The sequence below is a fragment of the Sphingomonas suaedae genome (assembly GCF_007833215.1).
In the GTDB taxonomy this organism is placed as follows: domain Bacteria; phylum Pseudomonadota; class Alphaproteobacteria; order Sphingomonadales; family Sphingomonadaceae; genus Sphingomonas; species Sphingomonas suaedae.
Genome location: NZ_CP042239.1, coordinates 99,480 through 124,861, shown reverse-complemented (window position 1 = coordinate 124,861; position 25,382 = coordinate 99,480). Strand labels below are relative to the sequence as shown.

Below are 25,382 nucleotides of genomic sequence, written 5' to 3'. Positions count from 1 at the left end.
CTCCCTATATGCGCGGCCATCGACCAACGACTCCCCCGAAGGGCCGATGCTGACCACACATCCATTCGACACCCCAGACGAGTTTGGGGACAAGCTGCGCGAAGAGTGCGGCGTTTTCGGTGTTTCCGGTGCGGAGGGCGCAGCCGCGCTCGTCGCGCTGGGACTCCATGCACTCCAGCATCGCGGGCAGGAGGCCGCCGGCATCACCAGCTGGGACGGTCACAACTTCCACACCCATCGCGCAATGGGCCATGTCGCGGGCAATTTCGACCGCGACGAGGTGATCCGCGCGCTGGCGGGCACGGTCGCGTGTGGGCATGTCCGTTACTCGACGACGGGCGAGACCGCGCTGCGCAACGTGCAGCCGCTCTATGCCGAATTGGCGAATGGCGGCTTCGCGATCGCGCACAACGGCAACATCTCCAACGCGATGCATCTGCGCCGCGAGCTGATCCGGCGGGGCTCGATCTTCCAGTCGACGTCGGACACCGAGACGATCATCCATCTGGTTGCGACGAGCGGCTATCGCGACCTGCTCGACCGGTTCATCGATGCGCTGAAACAGGTCGAGGGCGCCTATTCGCTGATCTGCATGACGCCCGAGGGGATGATCGCGTGCCGCGACCCGCTGGGCATCCGGCCGCTGGTGATGGGCAAGCTGGAAGACAGCTATATCTTCGCGTCCGAGACGGTCGCGCTAGACGTGGTCGGCGCGAGCTATGTCCGCGATGTCGAGCCGGGCGAACTGGTGATCGTCAAGGATGGCGAGCTGCGCTCGATCCGTCCGTTCACCGCGATCGCACCGCGCCCGTGCATCTTCGAATGGGTCTATTTCAGCCGTCCCGATTCGATCGCGCAGGACCGGTCGGTCTATACCGTGCGCAAGGGCATCGGCGCGGAGCTGGCGATCGAGTCGCCGGTCGAGGCGGATCTGGTGATCCCGGTGCCCGACTCCGGCGTTCCCGCCGCGATCGGCTATGCCCAGCAATCGGGCATTCCGTTCGAACTGGGCATCATCCGGTCGCACTATGTAGGGCGCACCTTCATCCAGCCGAGCGCGGAAGTGCGGCGGCTGGGCGTCAAGCTCAAGCACAATGCCAATCGCGCGCTGATTCAGGGCAAGCGGATCATCCTGGTCGACGACTCCATCGTGCGCGGCACGACGAGCCTGAAAATCGTCGAGATGATGCGCGAGGCCGGCGCGGCGGAGGTGCATATGCGCATCGCGAGCCCGCCGACGACGCACAGCTGCTTCTATGGCGTCGATACGCCCGAACGCTCGAAGCTGCTGGCGGCGAAGCACAATGTCGCCCAGATGGCCGAGTTCATCAAAGCCGACAGCCTGGCGTTCGTGTCGATCGACGGGCTGTACCGCGCATTGGGCGAGGCAAAGCGCGGCGAGGTGCTGCCGCGCTATTGCGACGCGTGCTTCACCGGCGACTATCCCACCGACCTGACCGATCATGACGAACAGGCGAGCAGCCAGCTCGCCTTGCTCGACCATCCCGCCTGAGAGAAGAGCGATGACCGAACCGACGCTTTCGGGGCGCATCGCGCTCGTCACCGGGGCCAGCCGGGGCATCGGCGCGGCGACCGCGATCGCGCTTGCCGCACAGGGTGCTCATGTCGTGCTGACCGCGCGCACGGCGGGCGGGCTGGAAGAGGTGGAGGAGGCGATCCATGCCGCGGGCGGATCGGCGACGATCGCGCCGATGGACCTGATCGAGACCGATTCGATCCCGCGCCTTGCCGCCGCAGTGGCGGAGCGCTGGGGCAAGCTCGACATCCTGGTGCTCAATGCGGCGGCGCTCGGCACGCTGTCGGCAATTTCGGCGTTCGACCCCAAGGAAGTGGCGAAGGTGCTGGCGCTCAATGTCAGCGCGCAGGCGGCGCTGATCGGCGCGTTCGACGGGTTGCTGCGCAAGTCCGACGGTGCCCGCGTGATCGGCGTGACGTCGAGCGTCGGGCGACGCCCGCGCGCCTATTGGGGCCTGTACGGCGCGACCAAGGCGGCGTTCGAGAATCTGCTGCTGAGCTATGCCGACGAGGTGCGCAACCTGACCAAGGTGCGCGTCGCGCTGCTCGATCCGGGCGCCACCCGGACCAAGATGAGGGCGCGCGCCTATCCGGGTGAGGCGCCGGAGAGCGTCAAGCCGCCCGAGGTCGTCGCGGAGCGGGTCGTCGCGATGCTGGGCGAGGACTTCGATACCGGCGCATACGAAGCGATCTGATCGCGTCGTTTCTGCGCGTATGACATGCGCGAGGCAAACACGCATCGTCCGGTTAACCCCGTTTCGCGGTTCGCGCGGTTGACTTCCAGCTGATTTCGGTTCCAAATCGGTAGGTTGGGAGGCGTCATGCTTCTGCGCGCACAGTTGGTACTGATCGCATGTGCGGTCGCGCTTACACTAATTTCGCTCGTCGGGTGGCTGTTCGACGCGCCGTACCTGACCGGCACGCAGTTCGGTACCCCGATGCTGCCCGGCGCGATCGCCCTCACGCTGTTGTGCAGCTACGCGATAGTTCGCACCGCGCGCGATCGGGATACGGGCAAGACCGGCATGAGAAGGTCGGCGCGTATCGCGGCATGGGCGGCAGTGATATTGGGCCTGATCGGGCTCGGCCGCCATTTGCTGGGATATCACGACATTGACGGCGCACGGCAACTGCTTGGCGCGGGCTGGATCCACGTCTCTTCCGCAGCGGCGCTGGGCAACATCATCATTGGCGTTGCCCTGCTGCTCCCGCGCTCCGTGGGGCGCGGATATGTCTATCCCACCCTGCTCATCACCCCGATCCCCGCGCTGATCACCGCGCTGCTCGGCTACGCGATGGATGCGCCTACCCTGCTCGACGCGCCGATGTTTTCCGAATTGTCGCTCTTTGCCACCCTGGCGCTGGCGCTGTTGATTCCCGCCGCGCTGTTGCTGAGACCGGATAGCGGCTGGATGGCGATCGTTACCAGCCCGTCACCGGCGGGGCATACGGCGCGCGTCTTGCTGGTCGCGGCGTTTCTGCTGCCGCTGGGCATCACCGGGCTCGTGCAGGTCGGTCGGCTTGCAGGCGTGGTGCGCTATCCGTTCGGCTATGGCGCTGCCATCGTGCTGGGCGTCGCCAGCCTCGCGATCATCGCCATCACCGTCGCTTCGCGTCTCGATCGCAGCGACAAAGCCGCGCGAAGCGTCCAGAATCTGGTCGAGGCGATCATCGAGAACACCCCGGCGCTGATCTATGCCAAGGACGAGGCGGGGCGTTTCCTGCGGGTGAACCGGCGGTTGGCCGAGAGTCTGGGCCTGCCCCGCGACGCCATCGTCGGCAAGACCGACAATGACTTTTTCCCGGCCGAGCTTGCCGCAGCCTATCGCGCCGCCGACCGGCAGGTGATGACGTCCCGGACCGCGTTGATCGGAGAGGAGGAGACGCGTTTCGAGGGGCGTTCGCAAACCTACCTGTCGTCAAAGGCGCCGCTGCTTGATGAACAGGGGGAGAGCATCGGGATCGTCGGGATTTCGATCGATATCACCGCCCAGAAATCCGCCGAGGCGCTTCTCGCCCTGAAGGTTCAGCGCCTGAAACTGCTGGACGAGATCACCCGGGCGATTGCGCGGCGTCACGATATCGCGAGCATCTTTCAGGCGGCGGTGGTCGCGGTCGAGGAGCAGTTCGATGCCGACCTCGCCCTGATCGGTCGGGTCGCCCCGTCCGGCGCGACGATCGAGGTGGCGCAGATGGGGCCGCAGACCCATCGATATCGCGACGCGTTCGGACTGAGCATCGGCCGCGAGATTCGGGCGACGGGCAACCCGGTGGCTGACTGTATCGCGCAGCGGGAGCTGATCCATGTCGACGGCTCCGCGCAGGATGTCCGCCCCGGGACGCCGGCCTTCGTCACGCAGATGGGATCGATCTGCATCACACCGATCCTGGTGGACGACGAAGTCTATGGGGTGCTGATCGCCGCGCGCCGTGATCGCGACTCGTTCGACCCCGCCGAATGCCGGTTCTTGACGCAGTTGGTCGACCATATCGGCCTGTCGGTTCAGCAGAGCATCGTGCTGGAGACGCTGCAGCGGACGGTCGAGGACCTGAGGATGAGCCAGTCATCGGCACTGGCGCGCGAGCGGCTTGCCGCGATCGGCCAGATGGCAAGCGGTATCGCCCACGATCTGAACAACGCGCTGACCCCGATCAGCATCCGGACCCAGTCGCTACGCGAGAATAGCCGCGATTTGCCGCCAGAAATCCAGACCTATTTGCAGATGGTGGAGCGCGTCTTCAACGACATGTCCGCGACGATTGCGCGGATGCGCGATTTCTATCGTACCGACAATGCCGACCTGGAACGCGCGCCTACCGATCTGGGCGAGCTGATCGGCGAGGTGATCGAGCTGACCCGGGCGCGGTGGAGCGACATGCCCCGCCAGAACGGCGTGGTGATCACGGTCGAGGCGGAGCTGGCCGCGGATCTGCCGCCGGCACTCGCGCACACCGCGTCGATTCGCGACGCGCTTACCAACCTCATCCTCAACGCGGTCGATGCGATGCCCGGCGGCGGGGCCATCCGGGTGCGGGCATATCCTCTGCCGTCGGGCGCGGACGAGCGGGTCGCGCTGGAGATTTCGGATACGGGCGAGGGGATGGACGCAGAGACGCTCGCGCACTGCATCGACCCCTTTTTCACCACCAAGGGAGATCGCGGCACCGGGCTGGGCCTGGCGATGGTCGTCGCCGCGGCACAGCGACACGGCGCGGAGCTGGAAATCGAGAGCAGTCCGGGCGTTGGAACGACGATGCGGATGTCGCTGCCGGTGGCGTCCGCGGCGATCATCGCACAACCGGGCAGCGTCCCGGCCGCGCGCGCGACCGGTCAACGCGCGGAAACGCGAATATTGATCGTGGACGACGACCCGGCGGTTCTGGAATCCACCGCCGGCTATCTCAGCATCATCGGCTATGACGTCACCGCCGCCGAAGGGGGGCAGCGCGGCATCGAGGAATTGACCCGGGCGGTCGACGCGCAACAGCCGTTCGACATCCTCATCACCGATTTGGGTATGCCGCATGTCGATGGCGACCGCGTCGCCGCCGCGGCGAAGGCGATTGCGCCCGACACGTTCGTCATCATGCTGACGGGTTGGGGGAAACGCCTGCCCGACGGGCGGGACAACCCCGCAAATGTCGACGCGCTGCTCGCCAAGCCGCCCGACCTGGGCAAGCTGCGCGCCCTGCTCGACACGGTCAGCCGGTGAGGAACGCTTTTACCTGCGCCTGAAAGAAGGGGGCGTTGTCCCACATCAGAAAGTGCGCGGCGTTCGGCACGCGGGTCAACGTCGCGCCCTTCAGTGTCGCATAAGATGCGGTGTAGAAGCCGTCCATCTGGGCGTCGGTGACAGGGGCACCGGTCGGGGTCACATAGAGCACCACGGTCGGCGCCGAGATCCCGGCAAGTTCGGGGCGCAGGTCGGTGACGATCAGTTCGCCATAGGCGCGGGCCGAGACGTCGCGGTCGGACCTGAGCGCATCCTCCAATGCGGGCGCGCGCATCTTTTCGGTCGCGACCATGCCCGTAATCGTGCCTTCGAGCCGCTTGGCATAATCCTCGGCGCTGGCGCTGCGCATTCCGGCGACGACCTGCGCCGAAATCTGCTTGAGCATTTCGGGGGTCGCGGCGGGGCCGCCGAACATCGGGCCGAGCGCGGGGAGCATGTCCACCACCATCAGCTTGCCCACGCGGTCAGGGTGGCGGGCGGCGAGCATCAGGCCCATCGTGCCGCCCATCGAATGGCCGATCACCGCCACCTTGCCGAGCTTGGCTTGCGCGATGTAACGGGCGATTTCCTCCGCGACCGGGGCGGCGACGTCGCCATCGGCATTGCCGCCCTTGTCGACGCCCGCAAAGCCGCGAACCTGAACCTTGTGGTAGCGATAGCCGGGGATCGCGGCGATCATCTCCGTCCAGACGCGTGGCGAGGACGAGAGGCCGGGGATCAGGACCACGTCCGCGCCCTCGCCTTCCACCGTCACGACGATGCGATCCGACTCAAACTCCTGGGCCGACGCGGCGGCGGGCGCGAGCAGCGTCAGCGCAAGACCCAGCATCCCCAGCCAGGACAGCAGCGTGCGGCGATAGATCATGGTGTCTCCAATCTCAGGGATGCCTCAGCGATCCGGCTGCGGTTCGTCCAGTTCGATGACGAGGTCTTCGTCCACCGCTGCCTCTTCGTCCAGTTCCTCGGCGCGGAAAATCTCGCGGTTCATCACGAAGCTGCCGTGATAGCCGGAGAAACGCCATTCGCCGGTCACTTCGGTTCCGTCGTCGCTGACCGTGCCGACATAGGCGACGCTGTGCGCGAGTGGCCCGGTGGGGTCATATTGTTTGGTGAATTCGAGCGCCGATCCGCTGCGGCTGCCATCGGCGAAGGCGCGGCGGATGTCGGCGGTGCCGGTGTCGTCGGGCTCGGTGATGGTGCCGGTGACCACCCCGCCCTCCTCCTCGAGATGCGCGATGAAGCCGTTTTCGGGCACGCCCCAGCTGATCGCGAAATAGCGACCGTACCAGACGCCGCTCAGGTCGCGGGGATCGTTCATTGCGTCTCCATCAATGTCGTGAGCTCGGCCACTGTGAGTGGCGCCGCGCAGAGGAATCCCTGATAATATTGGCAGCCCTCTTTCGCCAGCAGTTCGAGCTGTTCGGTGTTTTCGACCCCCTCGGCGATCACGGTGAGGCCGAGCGAGCGGGCCATGTCGATGACGCCGCGCACCACGACGCGGTCGCGCGCGCTGCCGGTGATGTCCTGGGTCAACTTGCGATCGACCTTCAGGTAATCGAGCGGGAGCGCCTTCAGATAGGCGAGGCTGGAATAGCCGGTGCCGAAATCGTCGATCGCGACGCGGCATCCGGCCGAGCGCAGTTCGCTGAGCAGGCGCGAGGCTTCGCCGAGATCGTCGATCAGGCCGCCTTCGGTAATCTCGACCGTCAGGCGCGACCGGGGGAAGCCGCTGCTGTCGACCCAGTCGAGGAACAGGTCGGCAAAGCCCGAGCGCGCGACATCGGCGGCGGTGACGTTGACCGACAGGCGCAGCGACCGCAGCGGCGCGGGCCAGCGCGCGGCATCGGCGAGCGCGAGTCGCTGGACATGTTCTGACAGCGCGATCTCAAGCCCGGCGCGCTCGGCGGCGGCGAACAGGGTTTCGGCGCCGACCACGCCAAGTTCGCCATGCCGCCAGCGCGCCAGTGCCTCAACCCCGACGATCGTGCCGGTGGCGACCGAAACCTGGGGCTGGAAGCGCAGTTCGATCTCGCCGCTGTCCATCGCCCGGCGCAGGTCGAGCGCGAGCCGATCGAGCGGGGCGTCGCCCTCCTCGCTGCCCGTGCCCGCGAGCGCTTCGCTCGCGCGGCGCAGCATCGCGGGGGCGTCGTCCCCGTCGCGCGACAGCGTCATCGCGATCCGCGCGCCGATCGGGGCGATGGCGTCGCCGATCACGAAGGGGCGGGCCAGCGCTTCCTCGACCCGCGCCAGTGCAGCGCGGAGCTCGGCTTCCTCGACCCCCTCGACCGCGACGAGAAATTCGGCGCCGCCCATCCGTGCCAGCAGCACGCGCTTGCCCAGCGCCTCGCGCGCCGCCTCGGCGATGCGGGCGGAGGCAGCGCGCAGCACCGCGTCGCCCGCGTCGCGGCCATAGGCGGTGTTGACCATCTCGAACCGGCCCAGCGCCGCGAGCGCCAGGCCGACCTGCCCGCCCGCCTCGAGCTTGCGGGCGATCCAGCGACGCGCGGCGGCGGCATCGCGGACGCCGGTCAGCGCATCGCGCACGACGGCGCCGGCATCGACCTCTCCCAGCCGTTCGATCAGCGCGTGGATGCGGCCGGTGCGCGCGTCGAACTGAAGATGCTCGACCACCCGGCCCGCACCGGGCAGGTCGTGCGCGAAGGCGGTCGCCTGGATCCCGGCGCGCAGCCGGGCGAGCGCCGCGCGCATCGCACCGCGGTCCACTGCCTCGACATGGCGCAGCACCGCGCGCAGCGACGGCGCCTGCGACAGGCCGAGCAGGCCGGCGAGCGCGGGCGTGACCTGAAGCGAACCCAGCGCCGGATCGTAGCGCCAGCCGAGCGGCTCGCCCCCGCCGGGCGGCGGCGGAAGATCGCCGGTGACGCGCTGGGCATGGCGCGCAGCGAAGCGCAGCGCCTGAACGAACTCGATTTCGCGCATCGGGCTGGCGAGAAACTGGGTGGCGCCCGCATCGTAGAATTCACCAAGGCGCCCGGCGTCGCCGCGCGACACCAGCACCAGCAGCGCGCCGCCATTGGCACCGGTCACGCCCGCGAGCGCACGGACCGCCGCCAGCCCTTCATCGACCGCGCCGCGCGCATCGACCACCGCGACGCTGGCGCCGCTGGCGAGGAAGCGGCGGTCCGCCCCCTCCCCCCGCCGCGCGGCGACGACGCGCCACCCGGCGCCGGCGGCGAGCGTCGCAAGTTCGTCGCGCTGGCGGAAGGACAGCAGGAACACCGGTCGTTCCCGCCCGGTCATGGGGTGTGCTGGCGCGGGCGCGACGTCGCTCATCGCATCATTCCTAGCGCAAGGGCGATCCGGAACCAAAGGGTTGTCGCGCGGCCCCGAACAGCTTAGCTCGATCGCATGGATGTCGCGCCCGCCCCGATCCCCCGGCCCCTTACGGATGGGCGCCTAGTAGATGGTCAGGGCCGCGCGATCCGCTATCTGCGGATATCGGTGACCGACCGGTGCGACCTGCGCTGCCGCTATTGCATGGCGGAGGAAATGACCTTCCTGCCCCGCAGCGCATTGCTGGCGCTGGAGGAGATCGCGCTGATCGCCGAACGTTTCGTCGCGCGGGGGGTGACCAAGATCCGGCTGACCGGCGGCGAACCGCTGGTACGGCGCGATGCGATGGACCTGGCCCGGCGGCTTGGACGGATGGTTGGTGCGGGTCTCGACGAATTGACGCTGACGACCAACGGCACGCGGCTTGCCGACCATGCGCAGGCGCTCGCGGATGCGGGGGTGCAGCGGATCAATGTCAGCCTGGACAGTCGCGACCCGGAACTGTTCCGCTTTGTCACCCGCCATGGCGATGTCGCGCAGGTGCTGAACGGGATCGAGGCCGCGCGCGCGGCGGGCCTGAGGGTCAAGATCAACATGGTCGCGCTCAAGGGGCTCAACGACGCGGAAATCCCGGCGATGCTCGACTGGGCGGCGCAGGAGGACATGGACCTGACGCTGATCGAGACGATGCCGCTGGGCCGGATCGAGGGCGACCGCGCCGACCGGTTCGTGCCCCTGACGACTGTTCTGGACGCCCTTCGCCAGCGGTTCGACCTTGCGCCCGATCGTCACGACAGCGGCGGACCCGCGCGCTACTGGCGCGTCGGCGGGAGCGGTACGCGGCTGGGGCTGATTTCGCCGCTCACCGGCAATTTCTGTGCGACGTGCAACCGGGTGCGGCTGACCACCGAAGGGAAGCTCTATTCCTGCCTGGGTCATGACGACCATGTCGATCTGCGCGCGGCGATCCGCGACGGAGGGCTGGCGGCGGTCGATGAAGCGATCGACGCGGCGCTGGGCGCCAAGCCGGCGCGGCATGAATTCGACGTGACGCGGGGCGCCGGTCCCGCCGTTGCGCGGCATATGAGCGTGACCGGCGGATGACCGAGACGCGCCGGGCGCTGGTCGCCTCCCCCACCACGCCCGCCGAGACGGCGGCGACCGAATTGCTGGCGGGCGGCGACTGGGTGGCGGTCGAAGAAGCCGAGATGCTGGTCGCGCTGGGGGGCGACGGATTCATGCTCCAGACGCTGCACGCGATGCTGGAGCGGCGGCGGATCGTGCCGGTGTTCGGGATGAACCTGGGCACGATCGGCTTCCTGATGAACGACTGGCGACCCGAAGGGCTGGAAGAGCGACTGGCGCGGGCGCGGCCGTTCAAGGTGACGCCGCTGACGATGACCGCGACGACGATGGACGGCGAGACGCATGTCATGCCCGCGATCAACGAGGTGTCGCTGCTGCGCGAAACGCGCCAGACCGCCAAGCTGGAGGTGCGGGTCAACGACCGCGTCGTGCTGCCCGAGCTGGTGTGCGACGGGATATTGATCGCGACTCCGGCCGGGTCGACGGCGTACAACCTGTCCGCGCACGGGCCGATCCTGCCGCTGGGGTCGCAATTGCTGGCACTGACCCCGATCAGCCCGTTCCGTCCGCGCCGCTGGCGCGGCGCGATCCTGCCGGAAAAGGCACGGATCTCGCTGCGCGTGCTCGACCCCGGCAAGCGGCCGGTGAGCGCAGTGGCGGACCAGCGCGAGGTACGCGACGTGGCGCAGGTGGACGTGCAGATCGACCATCATCGCGACCTGACGCTGTTGTTCGATCCGGAACATGCGCTGGACGAGCGGATCACGATGGAACAGTTCATCGCGTGATTTTCTGATCAGCTTCGCTGAGGCGGCACCGGCCCGCTCCCCCACCCGGCCACCCATAGAATTCACTGTCGTTGGGTGGCCGGGTGGGGGAGCGGGCCGGTGCCGTGGGAAAAACGCGCTTCCCCGCTTGCAATGCAGGAAACCCCTTCGTATAGGCGCGCCCTCGCTGGTGTTCCCTGATAGCTCAGCGGTAGAGCATCCGACTGTTAATCGGACGGTCGTAGGTTCGAATCCTACTCAGGGAGCCAGCGCCTCAATCGCACAGTTCGATCGCCCGGCAGGGGGTGGGCATCCACCCCCGCCGCGCTGCTGTGTTCGAGGCATATTGCCGGGTCGGGACCGCGCCGCAGCCAGATGATGCTGGCGCCGCTTGACATCAAACCTGTCTGACAGTTTAAGTTGTATGACAAGTTGAAGCGGTGCTTCCCGCCGGGAAGCGGACCGCGCGCTCGGAACCGGAGAGGATCACATGCAAACCCGCCGCGGACTATTGCTGCGCACGCCTGCGCTCAGCCTGCTGGCCCTGCCCACCCCGGTGTTTGGACGCGACCGGGTCGTCGATATCCGCAGCCACGGCGCGATCGGCGACGGACGGACGCTGAACACCCGCGCGATCCAGACGGCGATCGATGCCTGTGCGGCCGCGGGTGGCGGAATGATCGCGGTTCCGGCGGGGGTTTTCGTTACCGGATCGATCTGGCTGAAGCCGGGGGTCGGGCTTGAGCTGCGCAAGGGGGCGGTGCTGCGGGGATCGACCGATCTCGCCGACTATCCATTGGTCATGCGCCGCTTCGTCGAGGCATTCCCCGAACCGCTGCGCCTCGGCCTGATCAACGCACGCGACAATCACGGGCTGCGTATCATCGGCCCCGGCACGATCGATGGCGCGGGGGACACTTTCTGGCGGATGTTCTTCACCGTGCCGGACGAATATGTCGAGGGGAACAAGGTCCAGTACCACTTCCCCCAGCTCTGCTCGATCGAGGATTGCGACGACGTGCTGGTCAGCGGGGTGACGTTCAAGGACCCTGCCTTCTGGAACCTGCACCTGTACCGCTGCCGCCGCTCGGTGGTCGAGGATTGCCGCTTCGTGGTGCCGCACAAAATCCGCGCGCCCAGCAGCGACGGGGTGGATCTCGACAGCTGTCAGGACATCGTCGTGCGCCGCTGCTTCTTCTCGGTCGATGACGATTGCATCGCGCTCAAGGGGACGCAGGGTCCGGGCGCCGCCGCCTATGCCGAAGCGCCGCCGGTCGAGCGCATCCACATCCATGACTGCATGTTCGAACATGGCCTGGGCTGCGTCACCTATGGCAGCAACGCGACGATCGTGCGCGACGTGCGGGTCGAACGCATCACCAATGTCGGCGATATCCCGACGATCCGCTTCAAAGTGCGCCCCGACACGCCGGGACAGGTCTATGAAAAGCTGCGGGTGAAGGGCGTTCGGCTGGCCGAAGCGCCGACTCCCTATGGCCCGCTGTGGCATAATGGCGAGGTCTTCTACGACTATGGCAAACCCAACTTCAGCGAGGGCGATCCCGCCGTCGGCCTGATCGTCAACGCCCGCCTGACCCACGGCACCCGCGTCGAGCCAAAGATGCCCGGCGCGATCATCCGCGACGTGGTGATCGAGGATGTGAAGGGCACCACGCGCCGCTTCGGCAACATATCCGGCAATCCGACGACCGCGATCTCGGACTTCCTGCTCAAGGATATCGACGTCCGCCTCACCGATTCCGGCGAGCGGCAAAAGCTGATCGCACGCGACACGAAGAATATCCGCTTCGACAATGTCCGCGTCAACGGCGCACCGGGCGAGATCGTCACGTAAATCCCCGAGCCGGGCGTTGCTCATTCCTCCCCTGAGCTTGCTCAGGGGAGGTGGCAGCGCGTAGCGCTGACGGAGGGGCCGCCGCTGCAAGCGGCGGAATTTTGCCGAGCTGTTCACGGCCGTCTGCGCGGCCGCCCCTCCACCACCGCCTGCGGCGGCGGTCCCCCTCCCCTGAGACAAGCTCAGGGGAGGAATATCCAATCACAACTTATACGCCGACCGCACCAGATTATAGGCAAGGTCGGCGGCCACCGCCTGCGCTTCGTCCATCTCGATCCGGTGCTCGGCGACCAGCCGTGCGAGGAACGAGCAATCGACGCGGCGGCTCATGTCGTGCCGCGACGGGATCGACAGGAACGCGCGGGTGTCGTCGTTGAACCCGACCGTGTTGTAGAAGCCTCCGGTCTCGGTCACCTGCTCGCGGAAGCGCCGCATCCCCTCCGGGCTGTCATGGAACCACCACGCCGGGCCGATGCGCAGCGCCGGATAATGCCCCGCCAGCGGCGCGATCTCACGCGCGTAAGTGCTTTCATCCAGCGTGAAGAGGATGATCGTCAGGTCGCGCTCATTGCCGAACGCGTTGAGCAGCGGCTTGAGCGCATGGACATATTCGGTGCGCGACGGCCAGTCGTCGCCCTTCGCCTCGCCGAACCGCGCGGCGATCAGCGGGTTCTGGCTGCGCAGCGCGCCGGGATGGATCTGCATGACGAGCCCGTCATCCATGCTCATCCGCGCCATTTCGGTCAGCATCTGCCCGCGAAAACGCTCGGCATCCTTGGCATCGGCCTGCCCGTTGGCGACGCGACCATAGAGCGCAGCCGCCTCTTCCTGCGGTAGGTTTTCGGTGTGCGCGGTCGGATGACCATGATCGGTCGAGGTGCACCCGCCATGCTCGATGAAATAGCGCCGTCGCGCGCGCAGGGCGGCGAGATAGCCGTCCCAGCTGCCGACATCTTCCCCGGTGATCCGACCCAGTTCGGGCAGGTCGCTCTTGAAGCGCGGATGCTCGGGATCGACGACATTGTCCGGCCGGAACGCGGTCAGCACCCGCCCGCTCCAGCCGCTTTCCTTGATCGCACGATGGTGGCGCAGATCGTCGAGCGGGTCCTCGGTCGTCGCGAGCACCTCGATCCCGAAGCGGTCGAACAGCGCGCGCGGGCGATAGTCATCCTGCTTCAGCTTCGCGTCGATCTGGTCGTAGATGTCGTCCGCCGTCTCGGGCGACAGCCGCTGCGGAATGCCCATGATCTCGTGCAGCGCATGGCCCAGCCACATCCAACTCGGCGTCCCGCGCAGCAGGTGAAAATGCTGAGCGAGCAGGCGCCAGATCTTGCGCGGATCGCTCTCGACCCAGCCGCCATCGATCCGCGGCACGCCCAGATTCTCCAACGGCACGCCCTGGCTATAGAGCATGCGGAAGATATAATGATCGGGCACGATGAACAGCGACGCCGGGTCCGCGAACGGATCGTTGGTCGCGAACCACGACGGATCGGTATGGCCGTGCGGGCTGACGATCGGCAGGTCGCGGACGGTGCCATAGAGCTCCCGCGCGATGGCGCGGATGCCGGGGTCCGACGGGAACAGCCTGTCTTCATGCAGTCGGTAGGGGGTCGTCATCATCAGAAACCTTGTGAAGCGCCGCCATCGACCGGCAGCAGGACGCCGGTCACGAACTTCGCGGCGGGTGAACAGAGATAGACGGCGGCAAGGCCGATATCCTCGGCCTCCCCGAACCGGCCCATCGGCGTGCGTTGCAGGATGCGGTTGGAGCGCGCGGGATCGCCGTCGAGCGCGCGGCGCAGCATCGGCGATTCGATCCAGCCGGGCGCGATCGCATTGACCCGCACCCCCTGCCCCGCGACCTCGCACGACAGCGCCCGGACCATGCCGACATAGGCTGACTTGGCCGCCGAATAGGCGATCACCCCCGGCATCCCGATCAGCGACGTCATCGACGCGGTGAAGAGGATGCTGCCATGCCCCGCCGCGATCATGCCGGGCAGCACCGCCTGGGTCAGCGCGTGCGCGGCGAGCACATGCGTGTCGAGCATGGTCGAGAAGTCCTCGACCGGCGTATCGACCGCCAGCTTCTTGAAGTTGATCCCGGCATTGTTGAGCAGGATCGACACCTTGCCGGTCTTCGCGATCACCCGCTCGACCAAAGCCGGAAGCGCGGCAAAGTCGGTGACGTCCACCGCCTCCCAATGCGCGCCCTCGCCCAGCTCCTCGGCCGCCGCGCGGACCATCTCCTCACGCCGCCCGACCAGCACGACCTGCGCGCCCGCCGCATGCAGCGCACGCGCCATGCCCAGGCCCAGCCCCGTGCCGCCGCCGGTGATCAGCGCGACTTCGCCATCGAGGCGGAACGGATCATGCGGCACTGCGACACCCCCGATCCAGCTCCGGCGTGTCCTGGTGCTTGTACATCACGAAATACTCCCTGTGCCCCAGCGCTTCGGGCTTGCTTGGCGTGCCCGATGCGACGTCGCCGACCATCGCCGCCAGCGCGTCCGCCGCCGCATCGAGCGACAACTGCCCGGCGAGCACGCGGCCCGCGTCGAAATCCATATCCTCTTCCATCCGCGCATAGGTGCGGCTGTTGCCCGTCACCTTGATCAGCGGCGCGACCGGCGATCCGATCACGCTGCCCCGCCCGGTGATGAACAGCACGATCTGGCTGCCTCCCGAAATCAGGTCCATGATCCCTTCGGTATCGTTGGGATTGGTATAGCCGAACTGCATGAAGTGCGGGTCGGGCACCGAATCCATGATCCACATCCCCGGCCAGGGCGGCGCTTCACCGACCTTGATGACGCCCTGAATCGGTCGCGATCCGCTCTTGGCGAACGCGCCCATGCTCTTTTCCTCGATCGTCGTCAGCCCGCCCGCGAAATTGCCCGGGCTGACGGAGTATTGCCGGACGTCGCGGCAATAGGCTTCGGCCTTGGCATAGGCGGCCTCCAGTTCGCCGCGCGCACGATCGTCCACCGCACGGTCGAGGATGATGTCACGCAGCCCGATCATCTCGACAATCTCTTCGGCGATCGCGGAGCCTCCGGCATCGACCACCTTGTCGAACAGCCGCCCGACCACCGGATTGCCGACCAGCCCGCTGGTCCCGTCCGACCCGCCGCATTCGGCGCCCAGCGTCAGGTCGCCAAAGCCCATCTCGACCCGCGGCGTCTCGCGCCGGATGCGATCGCGCAGCGCGCGCACGCTGTCCTTGCCGCGCGCGACCGAACTGCGCGTACCGCCGACATCCTGAATGAAAAACGCGTCGGCCGGACGTCCGCTGCGCTCCACCGCCTCGGCGATCCGCGCCGGCTGGGTATATTCGCAGCCCAGCCCGACCGACAGCACCGCGCCGACATTGGGATGGCGCGCAAGGGCAAGCACCAGCCGGATCGCATATTGATTGTCGTAACAGCCGGGGAAGCCGATGACGTGGACATCCTCCTCACCCGCCGCGATGGCATGGGCGACATGTGCAGCGCATTGCACGGTGTAGATCACCAGCACGATGTTGCGCACGCCCTTGCGCCCATCGGCCCGCTGCCAGCCGCTCCAGCGCCGCGCCATAACGTCAGTCATAGACCATGTCCCTGGCCGCGCCGGTCACGGTGTCGAACCCGCCGGAGCGCCCGTCGAAGCGGCTGGCGCAATTATGCAGATGCACCCAGTCGCCGACCCGGATTGCGCTGCTGGCGATGCCGATCGGGATGCCGAACTTCACGACTGCGGCACCCTCCGCAATGTCGGCCAGCGCGACCTTGTGCCCCAGCGCGATCGGCCCGTGCAGCGCGATGTCCGGCCCGTCGACCAGGCTCACCCGCTCCGCCGCATCTTCCAGCAGCGTCGCGACATTGTCGTCGGTATGAATGCGGAATGCGCGGCTCATCGCATGCCTCACAAGATTCCGTATTTTGCGAATGCAGCGGTGCTCGACATCCCGCCCTCGATCTCGCGGCGGACCAGCTTCTCACCGCGCGCCTTTTCCAGCGCGCGCTCGATCGCCTCGGCCTCGCAATCGCGCGGGATCACCAGCACGCCGTCCAGATCGCCAAAGACCAGATCGCCCGGCTGCACCGTCACCGGCCCCACCTCGATCGGGCAGCGATAGTCGATCACCTTGGTCCGCACGCCCGAATCCTGCGCGAACCGCCCGCGGCTGAACACCGGCCAGTCCTGTTCCAGCACCTGCGGCGTGTCGCGGTGAAAGCCGTTGATCACCGCCCCCGCCGCCCCGCGCTGCCGCGCCGTCGCAGTCAGAATCTCGCCCCAATAGGCACAGCGCATCGCCCCGCCACTCGCCAGATAGATGTCCCCCGGCTCCAGCTGGTCGAGCGCCTGCGTCAGCTTGCCGAACGGCTCGGCCTGCGGGCCATAGACGTCGATCATGACGACCGGCATCGCCCGTCCGATCAGCTTCATCGCTGTCCGCATCGGCTGGATCGGTTGCGGCAGGAACTGGTGCACCCGCCCCATGCCGTCCAGAATGTCGCCCACCACCGGCGTGTACAGCTCGGTTCGGAACAGGTCGAAGATCGTCTTGTCGTCCATTGTCATGCCACCGTCGAAGTCCTGGCTGCGGGCTTCCGGACGATCAGCGCCATCACCAGCACCGCCAGCGGGTAGGCAATCGCCGCCCCGATGAAGAGCAGGGTGTAGTTGCCGCCCGTCGCGTCGAGGATGCGGCCCACCGCCATCGCCACGAACATGCCGACGATTCCGGCCGCGAAACCGCCCATGCCGATCACCGAGCTAACCCCGCGCGAGGGAACCGTATCCGATGCCAGCGTATAGAGATTGGCCGACATGCCCTGATGCCCCGCAGCTGCCAGCGCGATCATCAGCACCGCGGGCCACAAGTCCGAAACCCCGGCGATAAACGCGACCGGCAGCGGGCACAGCGCCATCAGGAACATCGTCAGCAACCGCGCCGGTACGGGCGACAAGCCCCCACCTATCATCCGCGACGAGATCCAGCCGCCCGCAATGCTGCCGACATCGGCGACCAGATAGATCACGACCAGCGGCGCGATCGCCCCCATCATGTCGATCCCGAACCGGTCATGCAGGAACCCCGGCACCCAGTTGAGGTAGAACCACCACACGGGGCTGGTCATCAACATGCCGACGACATAGGCCCAGGTGCCCCGGTAGCGCAGCAGCGACAGCCATGGGACATGCGGCTGTGGCGCGGGATCCTCCCCCGCCTTGATATATGCCAGCTCTTCGGCGGAGAGGCGGCTTTGCCGTTCAGGCTGGTCGTAAAAGCGCCACCAGAGCAGCAGCCAGATGATGCCGAGGCTGCCCGCGATGAGGAAGGCCGCGCGCCAGCCAAAGGCGGCAACCAGAAACGGCAGCGAGATCGGGGTCACGATCGCGCCGATATTGCTGCCTGCGTTGAAGATGCCGGTCGCGAAGGCGCGCTCCTGCGGCGGAAACCATTCGCGCACCGCCTTGATCGAGGCCGGGAAATTTCCGCCTTCGGTGATGCCCAGCACCCCGCGCGCGATCTTGAACCCCAACACGGTCGACATGAAGCCGTGCGCCGCCGCGGCGAGGCTCCATCCGAACACCGCCAGCGACAGACCTTTGCGCACGCCGATCCGGTCGATCAAGCGCCCGCCAAGCAGATAGCCAAAGGCGTACATCAACGAGAAGGCGGCGACGATGTCGCCGTAATCGGTCTCGCTCCAGCCCAGCTCCGCATCCAGCGTCGGCTTGAGCAGCCCGAATATCTGACGGTCGATGTAGCAAATGGTGGTCGAGGCGAAGAGCAGCGCGCAGATCACCCAGCGATATCGCCCGACTGGTTTTACCGCGCGGTAATCGGCGCCGGCGGCGCGGGTGTCCGTCGTCATGATCTTGGCATCCCTTCCATGCTGCTTGCAGCCCGGAGCCGTCTGAGCATTCCTAAACCTGTCATACAGGTTTGATTGATTTGCTGCGATATGACAAGCTGCTTTTTGCTGTAAAGTGCGGATCGCGGCGAAACGGTGCGCGAACCGCAAGCTGGGAGGATCGATTGCAAGCGGCGAATGAAGACGAGGTCGCCCCCTCGAAACCCAGCAGACTGGTCGAACAGGTCATCGCCTATCTTCGCGATCATGTGGCGAGCGAGCAGTTGCGCCCCGGCGCCCGGCTGCCCAGCGAAACGACGATCAGCGAGACGCTGGGCGTCAGTCGGCCGGTGGTGCGAGAGGCGATGCGGACGCTGGCAGCGACTGGCCTCGTCGAGATGGCGGTGGGCAAGCGCGCGACGATCGTGCCGGTCGATGGCACGATGATGTCGCGCGTCATCAGCAATGCGGTGCTGATCGGCCAGGCGAACGAACGCGATATATTGGAGCTGCGTCGCGGGGTGGAGATCGCAATGGTGGTTCTTGCAGCGCAGCATCGCAGCGCGGAACAGGCGGCGGAACTCGAATCGATCGTCGTCGATATGGCGAGGCATATCGACGATGCCGAACGCTATCTCGCGCTCGACCTCAGGCTGCACGTGACGCTGGCGGAGGCGACCGGCAACCCCCTCTATTCGCTGCTGATCGACGCGCTGCGCCAGTTGATCCTTGTCGCGATGAGCACCGGACGCGAGCGTTGGTCGGAGATCCGGGGCCTGGACCGGGTCCAGGAGCTGCACGAGCAGATCGTTCGGGCGGTCGTCGCTGGCGATCCCGCTGCCGCGGCGGCGGCAATGGCGCAGCATTTCGACGACGCGCTGACGGTGATCCTCGCCCCGCTCGCCGCGAAATCGGAAGCGACGTCGGGACCGCATTGAACGCCGCGCTATTTTCCGCCACATACCTGTCAGACAAGTTTGGGGGCGAAAGCGCATATGCGTATCGAGAAGTTTGAGACCTGGATCTGCAACCGGCCCAAGGGGCTGTTCGACGAGGATCGCGAGGGCGCGGCGCCGATGCCGTGGAGCTATGGCGTCGGGCGCATCGAAACGTCCGATGGGGTCGAGGGCATCGCGACCTTCTGGGCCGCGCGCTCCGGCGCAGTTACCGACGCCTATCTCACCGATGTGATCGCGCCGGTCATTCTGGGCCGCAGCATCCATGACCGCGAGGCGATCTGGCACGATTTCTGGAATATCGACCGGCACGGCGCCTTCTTCCCGGTCTTCCTCCCTGGCCCGATCGACGTGGCCTTGTGGGATGCCGCCGCGCGCACTGCCGGTCTGCCGCTGCACAAATATCTCGGCAGCTACCGCACCAGCCTGCCCGTCTATGCCAGCAGCCTGTGGTTGCCCGGCGTCGAGGATTATGTGCGCGAGGCGCTGGCGTACAAGGAACGCGGGTTCAAGGCATATAAGGTCCACCCCTGCGGTCCGAGCAGCGTCGACATGGAAATCCATGCCGCGGTGCGCGAGGCGGTCGGTCCCGACATGATCCTGATGACCGATCCGGTATCCGAATATACGCTGCATGAGGCGATCAAGGTCGCCCGCCATCTCGAACAGCTCGACTATTACTGGTTCGAGGAGCCGTTCCGCGATTACGAGCTCGACAAATATGCCAAACTCGCCGCCGCAGTGGACATCCCGATCGTCGGCACCGAGACGACGCGCGGCGGGCCATGGGGCGTGGCACAGGCGATCAAGGCCGACGCGGTCGACATGGTGCGCGCCGACGTCTCGTGGAAGGGCGGCATCACCGGCACGCTCAAGGTCTGCCACCTCGCCGAAGCGCATGGCATGAACTGCGAATTGCACACCACGACGATGGGGCCGATGGACATTGCCAATGTTCACGTCGCCTGTGCCGTGCGCAACTCGGAATATTTCGAGCTGTTCGTCCCGGAGGACACGTTCCAGATCCCGATGAAGCAGAGCCTGCGCGAGTTCATGGACGCGGATGGCCGCATCCACGTTCCCGAGGGTCCCGGACTGGGGATCGACATCGACTGGGACCTTGTCGACGCCAATTGCGTTTCCAAGCGGACATTCAAGGCGTGACCCTCCATTCTTTATCATAATACGTCATACATTTCTTGACGCAAGGGTGGCCACGACTAGACGGCGGGTATCGTTGGGATGCGCTACGCGCCGCCCGGCCCGGAACCGACAGGACACCGCAGGACAGGAGGATATCCATGCTGACCGGAGAGCTATTCATCGCGGGGGATCGCCGCGGATCGGCCACCCGTTTCCACGCACATGACCCGGCGCTGGGCGAGCGCATCGACGCACCCGGATTTGCCGAGGCCAGCGCGCAGGATGTTGCCGATGCCTGTGCGGCGGCGGACGCAGCTTCGCGCCCCTATGCCGCGCTCCCGCTCGATCGGCGCGCGGCGTTTCTGGAGGCGATCGCCGATGCGATCGAGGCGCTGGGCGATGCGCTGATCGATCGGGCCTGCCGTGAAACCGGCCTGCCCGCCGCCCGTATCACCGGCGAGCGCGGCCGTACCGCGAACCAGCTGCGGCTGTTCGCGCGCGAGGTGCGCGACGGCCAGTGGCAGAAGCTGCGCATCGACCATGCCGATCCCAGCCGCACGCCGCCGCGGCCCGACCTGCGACTGCGGATGATCCCGCTGGGGCCGGTCGCGGTGTTCGGCGCGTCCAATTTCCCGCTCGCCTTTTCGACCGCAGGCGGCGACACCGCATCGGCGCTGGCGGCGGGCTGCCCGGTGGTCGTAAAAGGCCATCGCGCGCATCCCGGCACGTCGGAACTGATCGCTGGCGCGATTACCCGCGCGGCGGAGGCGACGGGAATGCCGAAGGGCGTGTTCAGCCTGGTCAATGGCGCGCGCTCGACCGGCGAGGCGCTGGTCGCCGATCCCCGCATCCAGGCGGTGGGCTTTACCGGATCGCGCGGCGGGGGTGAGGCGCTGATGCGGATCGCCGCCGCTCGCCCGCGCCCGATCCCCGTCTATGCCGAAATGTCGGCGATCAACCCGGTGATCCTGATGCCGCACGCGCTCGCCGCGCGGGGCTCGGCGCTGGCGGAAGGGTTCGTCGCCAGCCTGTCAATGGGCGCGGGGCAGTTCTGCACCAATCCCGGCCTGGTGCTCGGGATCGACGGCCCGGACCTCGACGCATTCGTCGCGCGCGCAAGCGATGTTCTGGCCGCACAAGCGCCGCAAGTCATGCTGACCGACGGAATCTGTGCTGCCTATAGCGAGGGCAAGGCGAAGCTGTCCGCCAGCGCCCATGTGACACCGATCGCGCAGGGGATCGCGGCGGAAACGCCCTGTCAGGGCTGCGCCGCGCTGTTCAGCATAGCGGGCAAGGACTTGCTGGCCGACCCCGTCCACCTGCACGAGATGTTCGGCGCCGCATCGATCGTCGTGCGTTGCGCCGATCTGGCCGAACTCACCGGAATCCTCGCCGCACTGGAAGGTCAGTTGACTGCCACGCTCCACATCGACGCGGGCGACCATGACGCCGCACGCGAGCTGATGCCGGTACTGGAGCGACTGGCGGGCCGTATCCTCGCCAATGGCTGGCCAACCGGGGTCGAGGTGACCCATGCGATGGTCCATGGCGGCCCCTATCCCGCGACCTCCGACCCGCGCAGCACGTCCGTCGGTACGCTGGCAATCGACCGTTTCCTGCGCCCCGTGAGCTATCAGGATATCCCCGCCGACCTGCTCCCGGCATCGCTGCGCGAGGACGGGCAGGCCGGCACGCTGGCCCGGATCGACGGGGCCTGGAGAGTTTAAACGGGAACGGGTGCGTCGGGGCGGATCAGCCCCGCCGCCCGCAAATCTGCCCAGCATTGCGCGGGGATCGGGTGGTGGATGAGTCCGAGGGCGGCGTCCACCTGCCCGACAGATCCCATACCCGGCACGACCGAGGCCACCTGCGGATGCGCCAGCGGGAATTGCAGCGCCGCGGCTGGCAGCGGTACGCCATGTGCCGCGCAGATCGTCTCGATCCGGCCGACGCGGTCGATGATCGCGGCTGGGGCCGGTTCGTAGTTGAAATTGGGGATGGTGCCGGTCCGCACGCCCTTGGCGAGGATGCCCGAATTATATGGCCCGGCGATCACCAGCTGCACTCCGCGTTCCGCGCAGAGCGGCAGCAGGTGGTCCAGCGGGTCCTGCTCGAGCAACGTGTAGCGCCCGGCAAGCATCAGCAGGTCGATATCGCCGGCGCCCAGCATCTCGACGCACACAGCGGCCTCGTTGACCCCCAGGCCGATGGCGGACACCGCGCCCGAATCGCGCAACTCGCGCATCGCACGATAGCCGCCCTCGACAAATTCGGCGAAGCGGCGCGGGTGATCGGCGCCATGGGCGAAGCTGCCGATGTCGTGCGCGTAAAGGATGTCGATGCGGTCGCGGCGCAGCCGCTTCAGGCTGGACTCATGGCTACGCATCACTGCGTCATAGCTGTAATCGAACACGCTCTCATAAGGTTCGGGCGTGACGAACCCCTGACGGATCGCCGACAAATCGGCCTCGGGACGCGGATCGAGCCGTCGCCCGACCTTGGTCGAGACAATGGCGGCACCGTCCGGGTCCAATTCGGTCAGCGCGGCGCCCAGCCGTTTTTCGCTGAGGCCAAAGCCATAATGTGGGGCGGTGTCGAAATAGCGGATGCCCGCCTCCCAAGCCCGGCGCACCACCGCCTGCGCCTGATCCGCCGGAATCGCGCGATAGAGGTTGCCGATCGACGCCGCGCCGAATGCCAGCGGGCCGAGATCGCCGAGCGGCGCGCTCATGCCAGCACCTGTACGTCGCCCAGCACGATCCCGGTGCTCGCCTGCGCCGAGACCGCTTCGCCGCGCGGCTTGCTCGACGAGAGCCCGTCGACCTGCGCGCCCTGCACGTTGCGCAGCGCGATCGTGGGCCGCGCATCCGGCACGTCGGTCGTGAACCGGCACTCGCGCACGCTCAGGCGTTTCGCGTGACGCGCCCAGAGGCCATGCGCGGGGAGTGTCTTGAGATAGCTGACCTCAAGGCTGGTCTCGCGGCGATATTCGGGATCGCGCGCGGCGTCCGCAGCGGTGCCGCCACCCGCCGACTGCACGTCGATCCCGGTAAAACTCACATCCTCGACCGGTCCGTCGGCAAAGCCCTCCACCCCGCAGGGATAGCGGGGATCGACGCCCGATGCCTGGACATCCTCGAACCGCACGCGGCGGATCGTGCCGACCGGTGTTCCCTTCGGCGCCCGCATCCGCGCACCGTGATGGACGAACAGCGGGTGGTTGACCGGATCGCGCAGCACGATGCCCGATATCGACACGTCCTCCATCGTTCCGCCATCGACGATACCGATCAGGATGCCGCGGGTATTGGTGCAGAGACAGTCGGCGATGCGGACATTGCGGAACCCGCCATTGGTCTCGGTCCCCATCTTGATCCGCCCCAGCACGCCGATCCTGTCCGGCGCGGGATAATCGGACGGGCGATAGCTGCCGTCGAGCAGCGATCCCATCAGATAGCCACTGGTCTTGCACCCCTGGATCAAGATGTCCTCGCACATCACCTTGCGGCCCAGCGCATAGCTGCTCTTGAGCACGATCGCATCGTCCTTGGGCGCGTTGACCGTGCAGTTGACGACGCGCACGTCGCGACAGCAATCGATATCGATCCCGTCGCGATCGGTGTCGATCACGATCCCGTCCAGCGCCATGTTGGTGCAGCCATGCGCAATGATGCCGAAATGCCCGGCCTGAAGGATCGTGAAATCCTGAAGCCGCACGTTGCGGCAATTCATCAGGCCGATCGTCTTGTTCGCCCGACCGACCTGCGCCGCCTCGTTCGGATCGCGCAGCATGAACTCCTTCGGACTGATGCCCAGCGCCCTGGCCGATTGCCAGCTATCGCGCTGCCACCAGCGATCCCCGGGCCCTTCGCGATCAAGGCCCAGCCCGTGCAGCATCCCCGGCCCAACCACGCCGATGTTCGATGCGCCATCGGCATAGATCAGGCTGTTATGGACATGGGTGATCCCGAAATCCTGAAACTGCTGCTCCAGATAATTTTCGGGCGCATCATAGTGGCGCCCGTGAATGTCGGGATCGGCAGCCTCGATCACCGCGCCAGCCGATAGCCCAAGCGTGACATTGTCGAGCAGGCGGATCGAAAAGCTGAGATAGCGGCCCGGCGGAACCAGCACGACACCCCCGCCCTGCTTCGCTGCGGCCTGTACCGCACGGTTGATCGCGGGGCTGTCGATCGTCCGCCCGTCGCCGCGCGCGCCGTGGTCGCGGATATTCTCCACGCCATGCCCGGTCAACGCCGACTGGGCCAGCGCGGGGCTGCCCAGCAAGAGGATGAGGAGCCCGATGGTCGAACGGCGATCCATGGAAAAGTCGGCGCTTGCGTGTCGATCAAACATAATTCATCATATGTTTGATCGCGGCATCTGTCCATGCCGCTTGTCCCGATTAGGAGAAAGTTTGATGGGCCGTCTGGAAGGCAAGGTCGCGCTGGTCACCGCTGCGGGCCAGGGGATCGGCCGGGCCACTGCGCAAGCCTTTGTCCGCGAGGGCGCACGCGTCATCGCCACCGATGTCCGCGCCGAAGCGCTGGAGGGACTCGACGGCGCCGAAACGCGCGTGCTCGACGTCACCGATGCCGCCGCGGTCAAGGCGATCGCCGCCGCCTATCCCGAACTCAACGTCCTCTATAACTGCGCGGGCGTCGTCCACGCCGGCACCATCCTCGACTGTGACGAGGATCAATGGGACTTCGCCTATGCGCTCAACGTCACCGCGCAATATCGCATGATCCGCGCAGTGCTGCCCGGCATGATCGCGGGTGGCGGCGGATCGATCATCAACATGTCGTCGATCTGCTCCAGCATCAAGGCGGTGCCCAACCGCTTCGCCTATGGCGCGACCAAGGCGGCGGTGATCGGCCTCACCAAATCGGTCGCGATCGACTATGTCACCAAGGGCATCCGCTGCAACGCGATCTGCCCCGGCACGGTGGAGACGCCCTCGCTGATCCAACGGCTGCACGACACTGGCGATTTCGAAAAAGCCTATGCCGAATTCACCGCGCGTCAGGCGATGGGTCGGTTCGGGCGGGTCGATGAACTCGCCGCGCTCGCCGTCTATCTGGCATCGGACGAAAGCGCCTTCACCACCGGCACGACCAGCGTCATCGATGGCGGCTGGGTAAACTAGCCGATGATGACGG

At 66.8% G+C, this 25,382-nt stretch carries 21 protein-coding genes and 1 tRNA gene; 11 read left to right on the top strand and 11 right to left on the bottom strand.

What is annotated here, in order from left to right:
* Positions 1-46 precede the first annotated feature (46 nt).
* The 3 genes from purF (at position 47) to FPZ54_RS00515 (ending at position 5,249) form a co-directional block, all read left to right on the top strand.
* The gene (gene purF / locus FPZ54_RS00525; protein ID WP_145844177.1) at positions 47-1,513 is read left to right on the top strand and encodes an amidophosphoribosyltransferase; all 1,467 of its coding nucleotides are present in this window, start codon (positions 47-49) and stop codon (positions 1,511-1,513) included.
* Between the two features lie 10 nt (positions 1,514-1,523).
* Positions 1,524-2,231 (top strand): SDR family NAD(P)-dependent oxidoreductase, encoded by a 708-nt coding sequence (locus FPZ54_RS00520; RefSeq protein WP_145844175.1) that lies wholly within the window; start codon positions 1,524-1,526, stop codon positions 2,229-2,231.
* Between the two features lie 126 nt (positions 2,232-2,357).
* On the top strand, positions 2,358-5,249 hold the full coding sequence (locus FPZ54_RS00515; RefSeq protein ID WP_145844174.1) for a PAS domain-containing protein: 2,892 nt from the start codon (positions 2,358-2,360) through the stop codon (positions 5,247-5,249).
* On the opposite strand, the gene FPZ54_RS00510 is transcribed toward FPZ54_RS00515, so the two are convergent.
* Genes FPZ54_RS00510 through FPZ54_RS00500 form a run of 3 tightly spaced genes read right to left on the bottom strand, consistent with a single transcriptional unit; the run spans position 5,239 to position 8,564 of the window.
* Complete coding sequence (locus FPZ54_RS00510) at positions 5,239-6,135, bottom strand: alpha/beta fold hydrolase (protein WP_222428335.1); 897 nt, start codon at positions 6,133-6,135, stop codon at positions 5,239-5,241. The two genes, FPZ54_RS00515 and FPZ54_RS00510, sit on opposite strands and share 11 nt — an antisense overlap.
* 24 nt (positions 6,136-6,159) lie before the next feature.
* Complete coding sequence (locus FPZ54_RS00505) at positions 6,160-6,588, bottom strand: hypothetical protein (RefSeq protein ID WP_145844173.1); 429 nt, start codon at positions 6,586-6,588, stop codon at positions 6,160-6,162.
* Positions 6,585-8,564, bottom strand: coding sequence for a putative bifunctional diguanylate cyclase/phosphodiesterase (locus tag FPZ54_RS00500; RefSeq protein WP_145844172.1), 1,980 nt, complete (start codon positions 8,562-8,564; stop codon positions 6,585-6,587). The genes FPZ54_RS00505 and FPZ54_RS00500 overlap by 4 nt, the downstream gene beginning before the upstream one ends.
* A 75-nt stretch (positions 8,565-8,639) precedes the next feature.
* On the opposite strand from FPZ54_RS00500, the gene moaA reads away from it, so the two are divergent.
* From moaA to FPZ54_RS00480, 4 genes are all read left to right on the top strand, one after another.
* Positions 8,640-9,668 (top strand): GTP 3',8-cyclase MoaA, encoded by a 1,029-nt coding sequence (gene moaA, locus FPZ54_RS00495; RefSeq protein WP_145844170.1) that lies wholly within the window; start codon positions 8,640-8,642, stop codon positions 9,666-9,668.
* Positions 9,665-10,438 carry an NAD kinase gene (locus tag FPZ54_RS00490; RefSeq protein ID WP_145844168.1) on the top strand — a complete coding sequence of 258 codons (774 nt, stop codon included), beginning with the start codon at positions 9,665-9,667 and terminating at the stop codon, positions 10,436-10,438. Before moaA ends, FPZ54_RS00490 begins: the two co-directional genes overlap by 4 nt.
* Before the next feature lie 173 nt (positions 10,439-10,611).
* Positions 10,612-10,686: transfer RNA gene (locus tag FPZ54_RS00485), tRNA-Asn, on the top strand.
* A gap of 221 nt (positions 10,687-10,907) precedes the next feature.
* The gene (locus tag FPZ54_RS00480; RefSeq protein WP_145844166.1) at positions 10,908-12,272 is read left to right on the top strand and encodes a glycoside hydrolase family 28 protein; all 1,365 of its coding nucleotides are present in this window, start codon (positions 10,908-10,910) and stop codon (positions 12,270-12,272) included.
* Positions 12,273-12,473: 201 nt separating this feature from the next.
* Here the strand turns inward: FPZ54_RS00480 and uxaC are convergent, their stop codons facing one another.
* From uxaC to FPZ54_RS00450, 6 genes are read right to left on the bottom strand one after another with little or no spacing between them, the layout of a single operon-like run.
* Complete coding sequence (gene uxaC, locus FPZ54_RS00475) at positions 12,474-13,892, bottom strand: glucuronate isomerase (RefSeq protein ID WP_145849497.1); 1,419 nt, start codon at positions 13,890-13,892, stop codon at positions 12,474-12,476.
* Positions 13,893-13,894: 2 nt separating this feature from the next.
* Complete coding sequence (locus FPZ54_RS00470; protein WP_222428333.1) at positions 13,895-14,656, bottom strand: SDR family NAD(P)-dependent oxidoreductase; 762 nt, start codon at positions 14,654-14,656, stop codon at positions 13,895-13,897.
* Entirely contained in the window at positions 14,646-15,866 is a 1,221-nt protein-coding gene (locus FPZ54_RS00465) for a UxaA family hydrolase (RefSeq protein ID WP_145844165.1), read from the bottom strand. The genes FPZ54_RS00470 and FPZ54_RS00465 overlap by 11 nt, the downstream gene beginning before the upstream one ends.
* On the bottom strand, positions 15,859-16,173 hold the full coding sequence (locus tag FPZ54_RS00460; protein ID WP_145844164.1) for a UxaA family hydrolase: 315 nt from the start codon (positions 16,171-16,173) through the stop codon (positions 15,859-15,861). The genes FPZ54_RS00465 and FPZ54_RS00460 overlap by 8 nt, the downstream gene beginning before the upstream one ends.
* An 8-nt stretch (positions 16,174-16,181) precedes the next feature.
* The gene (locus FPZ54_RS00455) at positions 16,182-16,835 is read right to left on the bottom strand and encodes an RraA family protein (protein WP_222428332.1); all 654 of its coding nucleotides are present in this window, start codon (positions 16,833-16,835) and stop codon (positions 16,182-16,184) included.
* A 2-nt stretch (positions 16,836-16,837) separates the two neighbouring features.
* Positions 16,838-18,142 (bottom strand): MFS transporter, encoded by a 1,305-nt coding sequence (locus FPZ54_RS00450; RefSeq protein ID WP_145844161.1) that lies wholly within the window; start codon positions 18,140-18,142, stop codon positions 16,838-16,840.
* Positions 18,143-18,306: 164 nt separating this feature from the next.
* Here FPZ54_RS00450 and FPZ54_RS00445 point away from each other — a divergent pair, with 164 nt between their 5' ends.
* The 3 genes from FPZ54_RS00445 (at position 18,307) to FPZ54_RS00435 (ending at position 21,947) form a co-directional block, all read left to right on the top strand.
* Entirely contained in the window at positions 18,307-19,059 is a 753-nt protein-coding gene (locus FPZ54_RS00445) for a FadR/GntR family transcriptional regulator (RefSeq protein ID WP_186456856.1), read from the top strand.
* Between the two features lie 57 nt (positions 19,060-19,116).
* Positions 19,117-20,241 (top strand): enolase C-terminal domain-like protein, encoded by a 1,125-nt coding sequence (locus FPZ54_RS00440; protein WP_145844158.1) that lies wholly within the window; start codon positions 19,117-19,119, stop codon positions 20,239-20,241.
* Between the two features lie 137 nt (positions 20,242-20,378).
* Complete coding sequence (locus FPZ54_RS00435) at positions 20,379-21,947, top strand: aldehyde dehydrogenase (NADP(+)) (protein WP_145844157.1); 1,569 nt, start codon at positions 20,379-20,381, stop codon at positions 21,945-21,947.
* On the opposite strand, the gene FPZ54_RS00430 is transcribed toward FPZ54_RS00435, so the two are convergent.
* A complete protein-coding gene (locus tag FPZ54_RS00430; protein WP_145844155.1) occupies positions 21,944-22,951 on the bottom strand; it encodes an aldo/keto reductase in 1,008 nt (335 codons plus the stop codon). The genes FPZ54_RS00435 and FPZ54_RS00430 overlap by 4 nt on opposite strands.
* Entirely contained in the window at positions 22,948-24,543 is a 1,596-nt protein-coding gene (locus FPZ54_RS00425; RefSeq protein WP_145844153.1) for a rhamnogalacturonidase, read from the bottom strand. The genes FPZ54_RS00430 and FPZ54_RS00425 overlap by 4 nt, the downstream gene beginning before the upstream one ends.
* Before the next feature lie 97 nt (positions 24,544-24,640).
* Between FPZ54_RS00425 and FPZ54_RS00420 the strand changes: the two genes are divergently transcribed.
* Positions 24,641-25,369: an SDR family oxidoreductase gene (locus FPZ54_RS00420; RefSeq protein ID WP_145844151.1), complete on the top strand. Its 729-nt coding sequence runs from the start codon at positions 24,641-24,643 to the stop codon at positions 25,367-25,369.
* The last annotated feature ends 13 nt before the right edge of the window (positions 25,370-25,382 follow it).

Coding starts and splice junctions, on each gene's coding strand:
- purF (WP_145844177.1), top strand. CDS start 47: ATGCTGACCACACATCCATTCGACACCCCAGACGAGTTTGGGGACAAG.
- FPZ54_RS00520 (WP_145844175.1), top strand. CDS start 1,524: ATGACCGAACCGACGCTTTCGGGGCGCATCGCGCTCGTCACCGGGGCC.
- FPZ54_RS00515 (WP_145844174.1), top strand. CDS start 2,358: ATGCTTCTGCGCGCACAGTTGGTACTGATCGCATGTGCGGTCGCGCTT.
- FPZ54_RS00510 (WP_222428335.1), bottom strand. CDS start 6,135: ATGATCTATCGCCGCACGCTGCTGTCCTGGCTGGGGATGCTGGGTCTT.
- FPZ54_RS00505 (WP_145844173.1), bottom strand. CDS start 6,588: ATGAACGATCCCCGCGACCTGAGCGGCGTCTGGTACGGTCGCTATTTC.
- FPZ54_RS00500 (WP_145844172.1), bottom strand. CDS start 8,564: ATGAGCGACGTCGCGCCCGCGCCAGCACACCCCATGACCGGGCGGGAA.
- moaA (WP_145844170.1), top strand. CDS start 8,640: ATGGATGTCGCGCCCGCCCCGATCCCCCGGCCCCTTACGGATGGGCGC.
- FPZ54_RS00490 (WP_145844168.1), top strand. CDS start 9,665: ATGACCGAGACGCGCCGGGCGCTGGTCGCCTCCCCCACCACGCCCGCC.
- FPZ54_RS00480 (WP_145844166.1), top strand. CDS start 10,908: ATGCAAACCCGCCGCGGACTATTGCTGCGCACGCCTGCGCTCAGCCTG.
- uxaC (WP_145849497.1), bottom strand. CDS start 13,892: ATGACGACCCCCTACCGACTGCATGAAGACAGGCTGTTCCCGTCGGAC.
- FPZ54_RS00465 (WP_145844165.1), bottom strand. CDS start 15,866: ATGACTGACGTTATGGCGCGGCGCTGGAGCGGCTGGCAGCGGGCCGAT.
- FPZ54_RS00460 (WP_145844164.1), bottom strand. CDS start 16,173: ATGAGCCGCGCATTCCGCATTCATACCGACGACAATGTCGCGACGCTG.
- FPZ54_RS00455 (WP_222428332.1), bottom strand. CDS start 16,835: ATGGACGACAAGACGATCTTCGACCTGTTCCGAACCGAGCTGTACACG.
- FPZ54_RS00450 (WP_145844161.1), bottom strand. CDS start 18,142: ATGACGACGGACACCCGCGCCGCCGGCGCCGATTACCGCGCGGTAAAA.
- FPZ54_RS00440 (WP_145844158.1), top strand. CDS start 19,117: ATGCGTATCGAGAAGTTTGAGACCTGGATCTGCAACCGGCCCAAGGGG.
- FPZ54_RS00435 (WP_145844157.1), top strand. CDS start 20,379: ATGCTGACCGGAGAGCTATTCATCGCGGGGGATCGCCGCGGATCGGCC.
- FPZ54_RS00430 (WP_145844155.1), bottom strand. CDS start 22,951: ATGAGCGCGCCGCTCGGCGATCTCGGCCCGCTGGCATTCGGCGCGGCG.
- FPZ54_RS00425 (WP_145844153.1), bottom strand. CDS start 24,543: ATGGATCGCCGTTCGACCATCGGGCTCCTCATCCTCTTGCTGGGCAGC.
- FPZ54_RS00420 (WP_145844151.1), top strand. CDS start 24,641: ATGGGCCGTCTGGAAGGCAAGGTCGCGCTGGTCACCGCTGCGGGCCAG.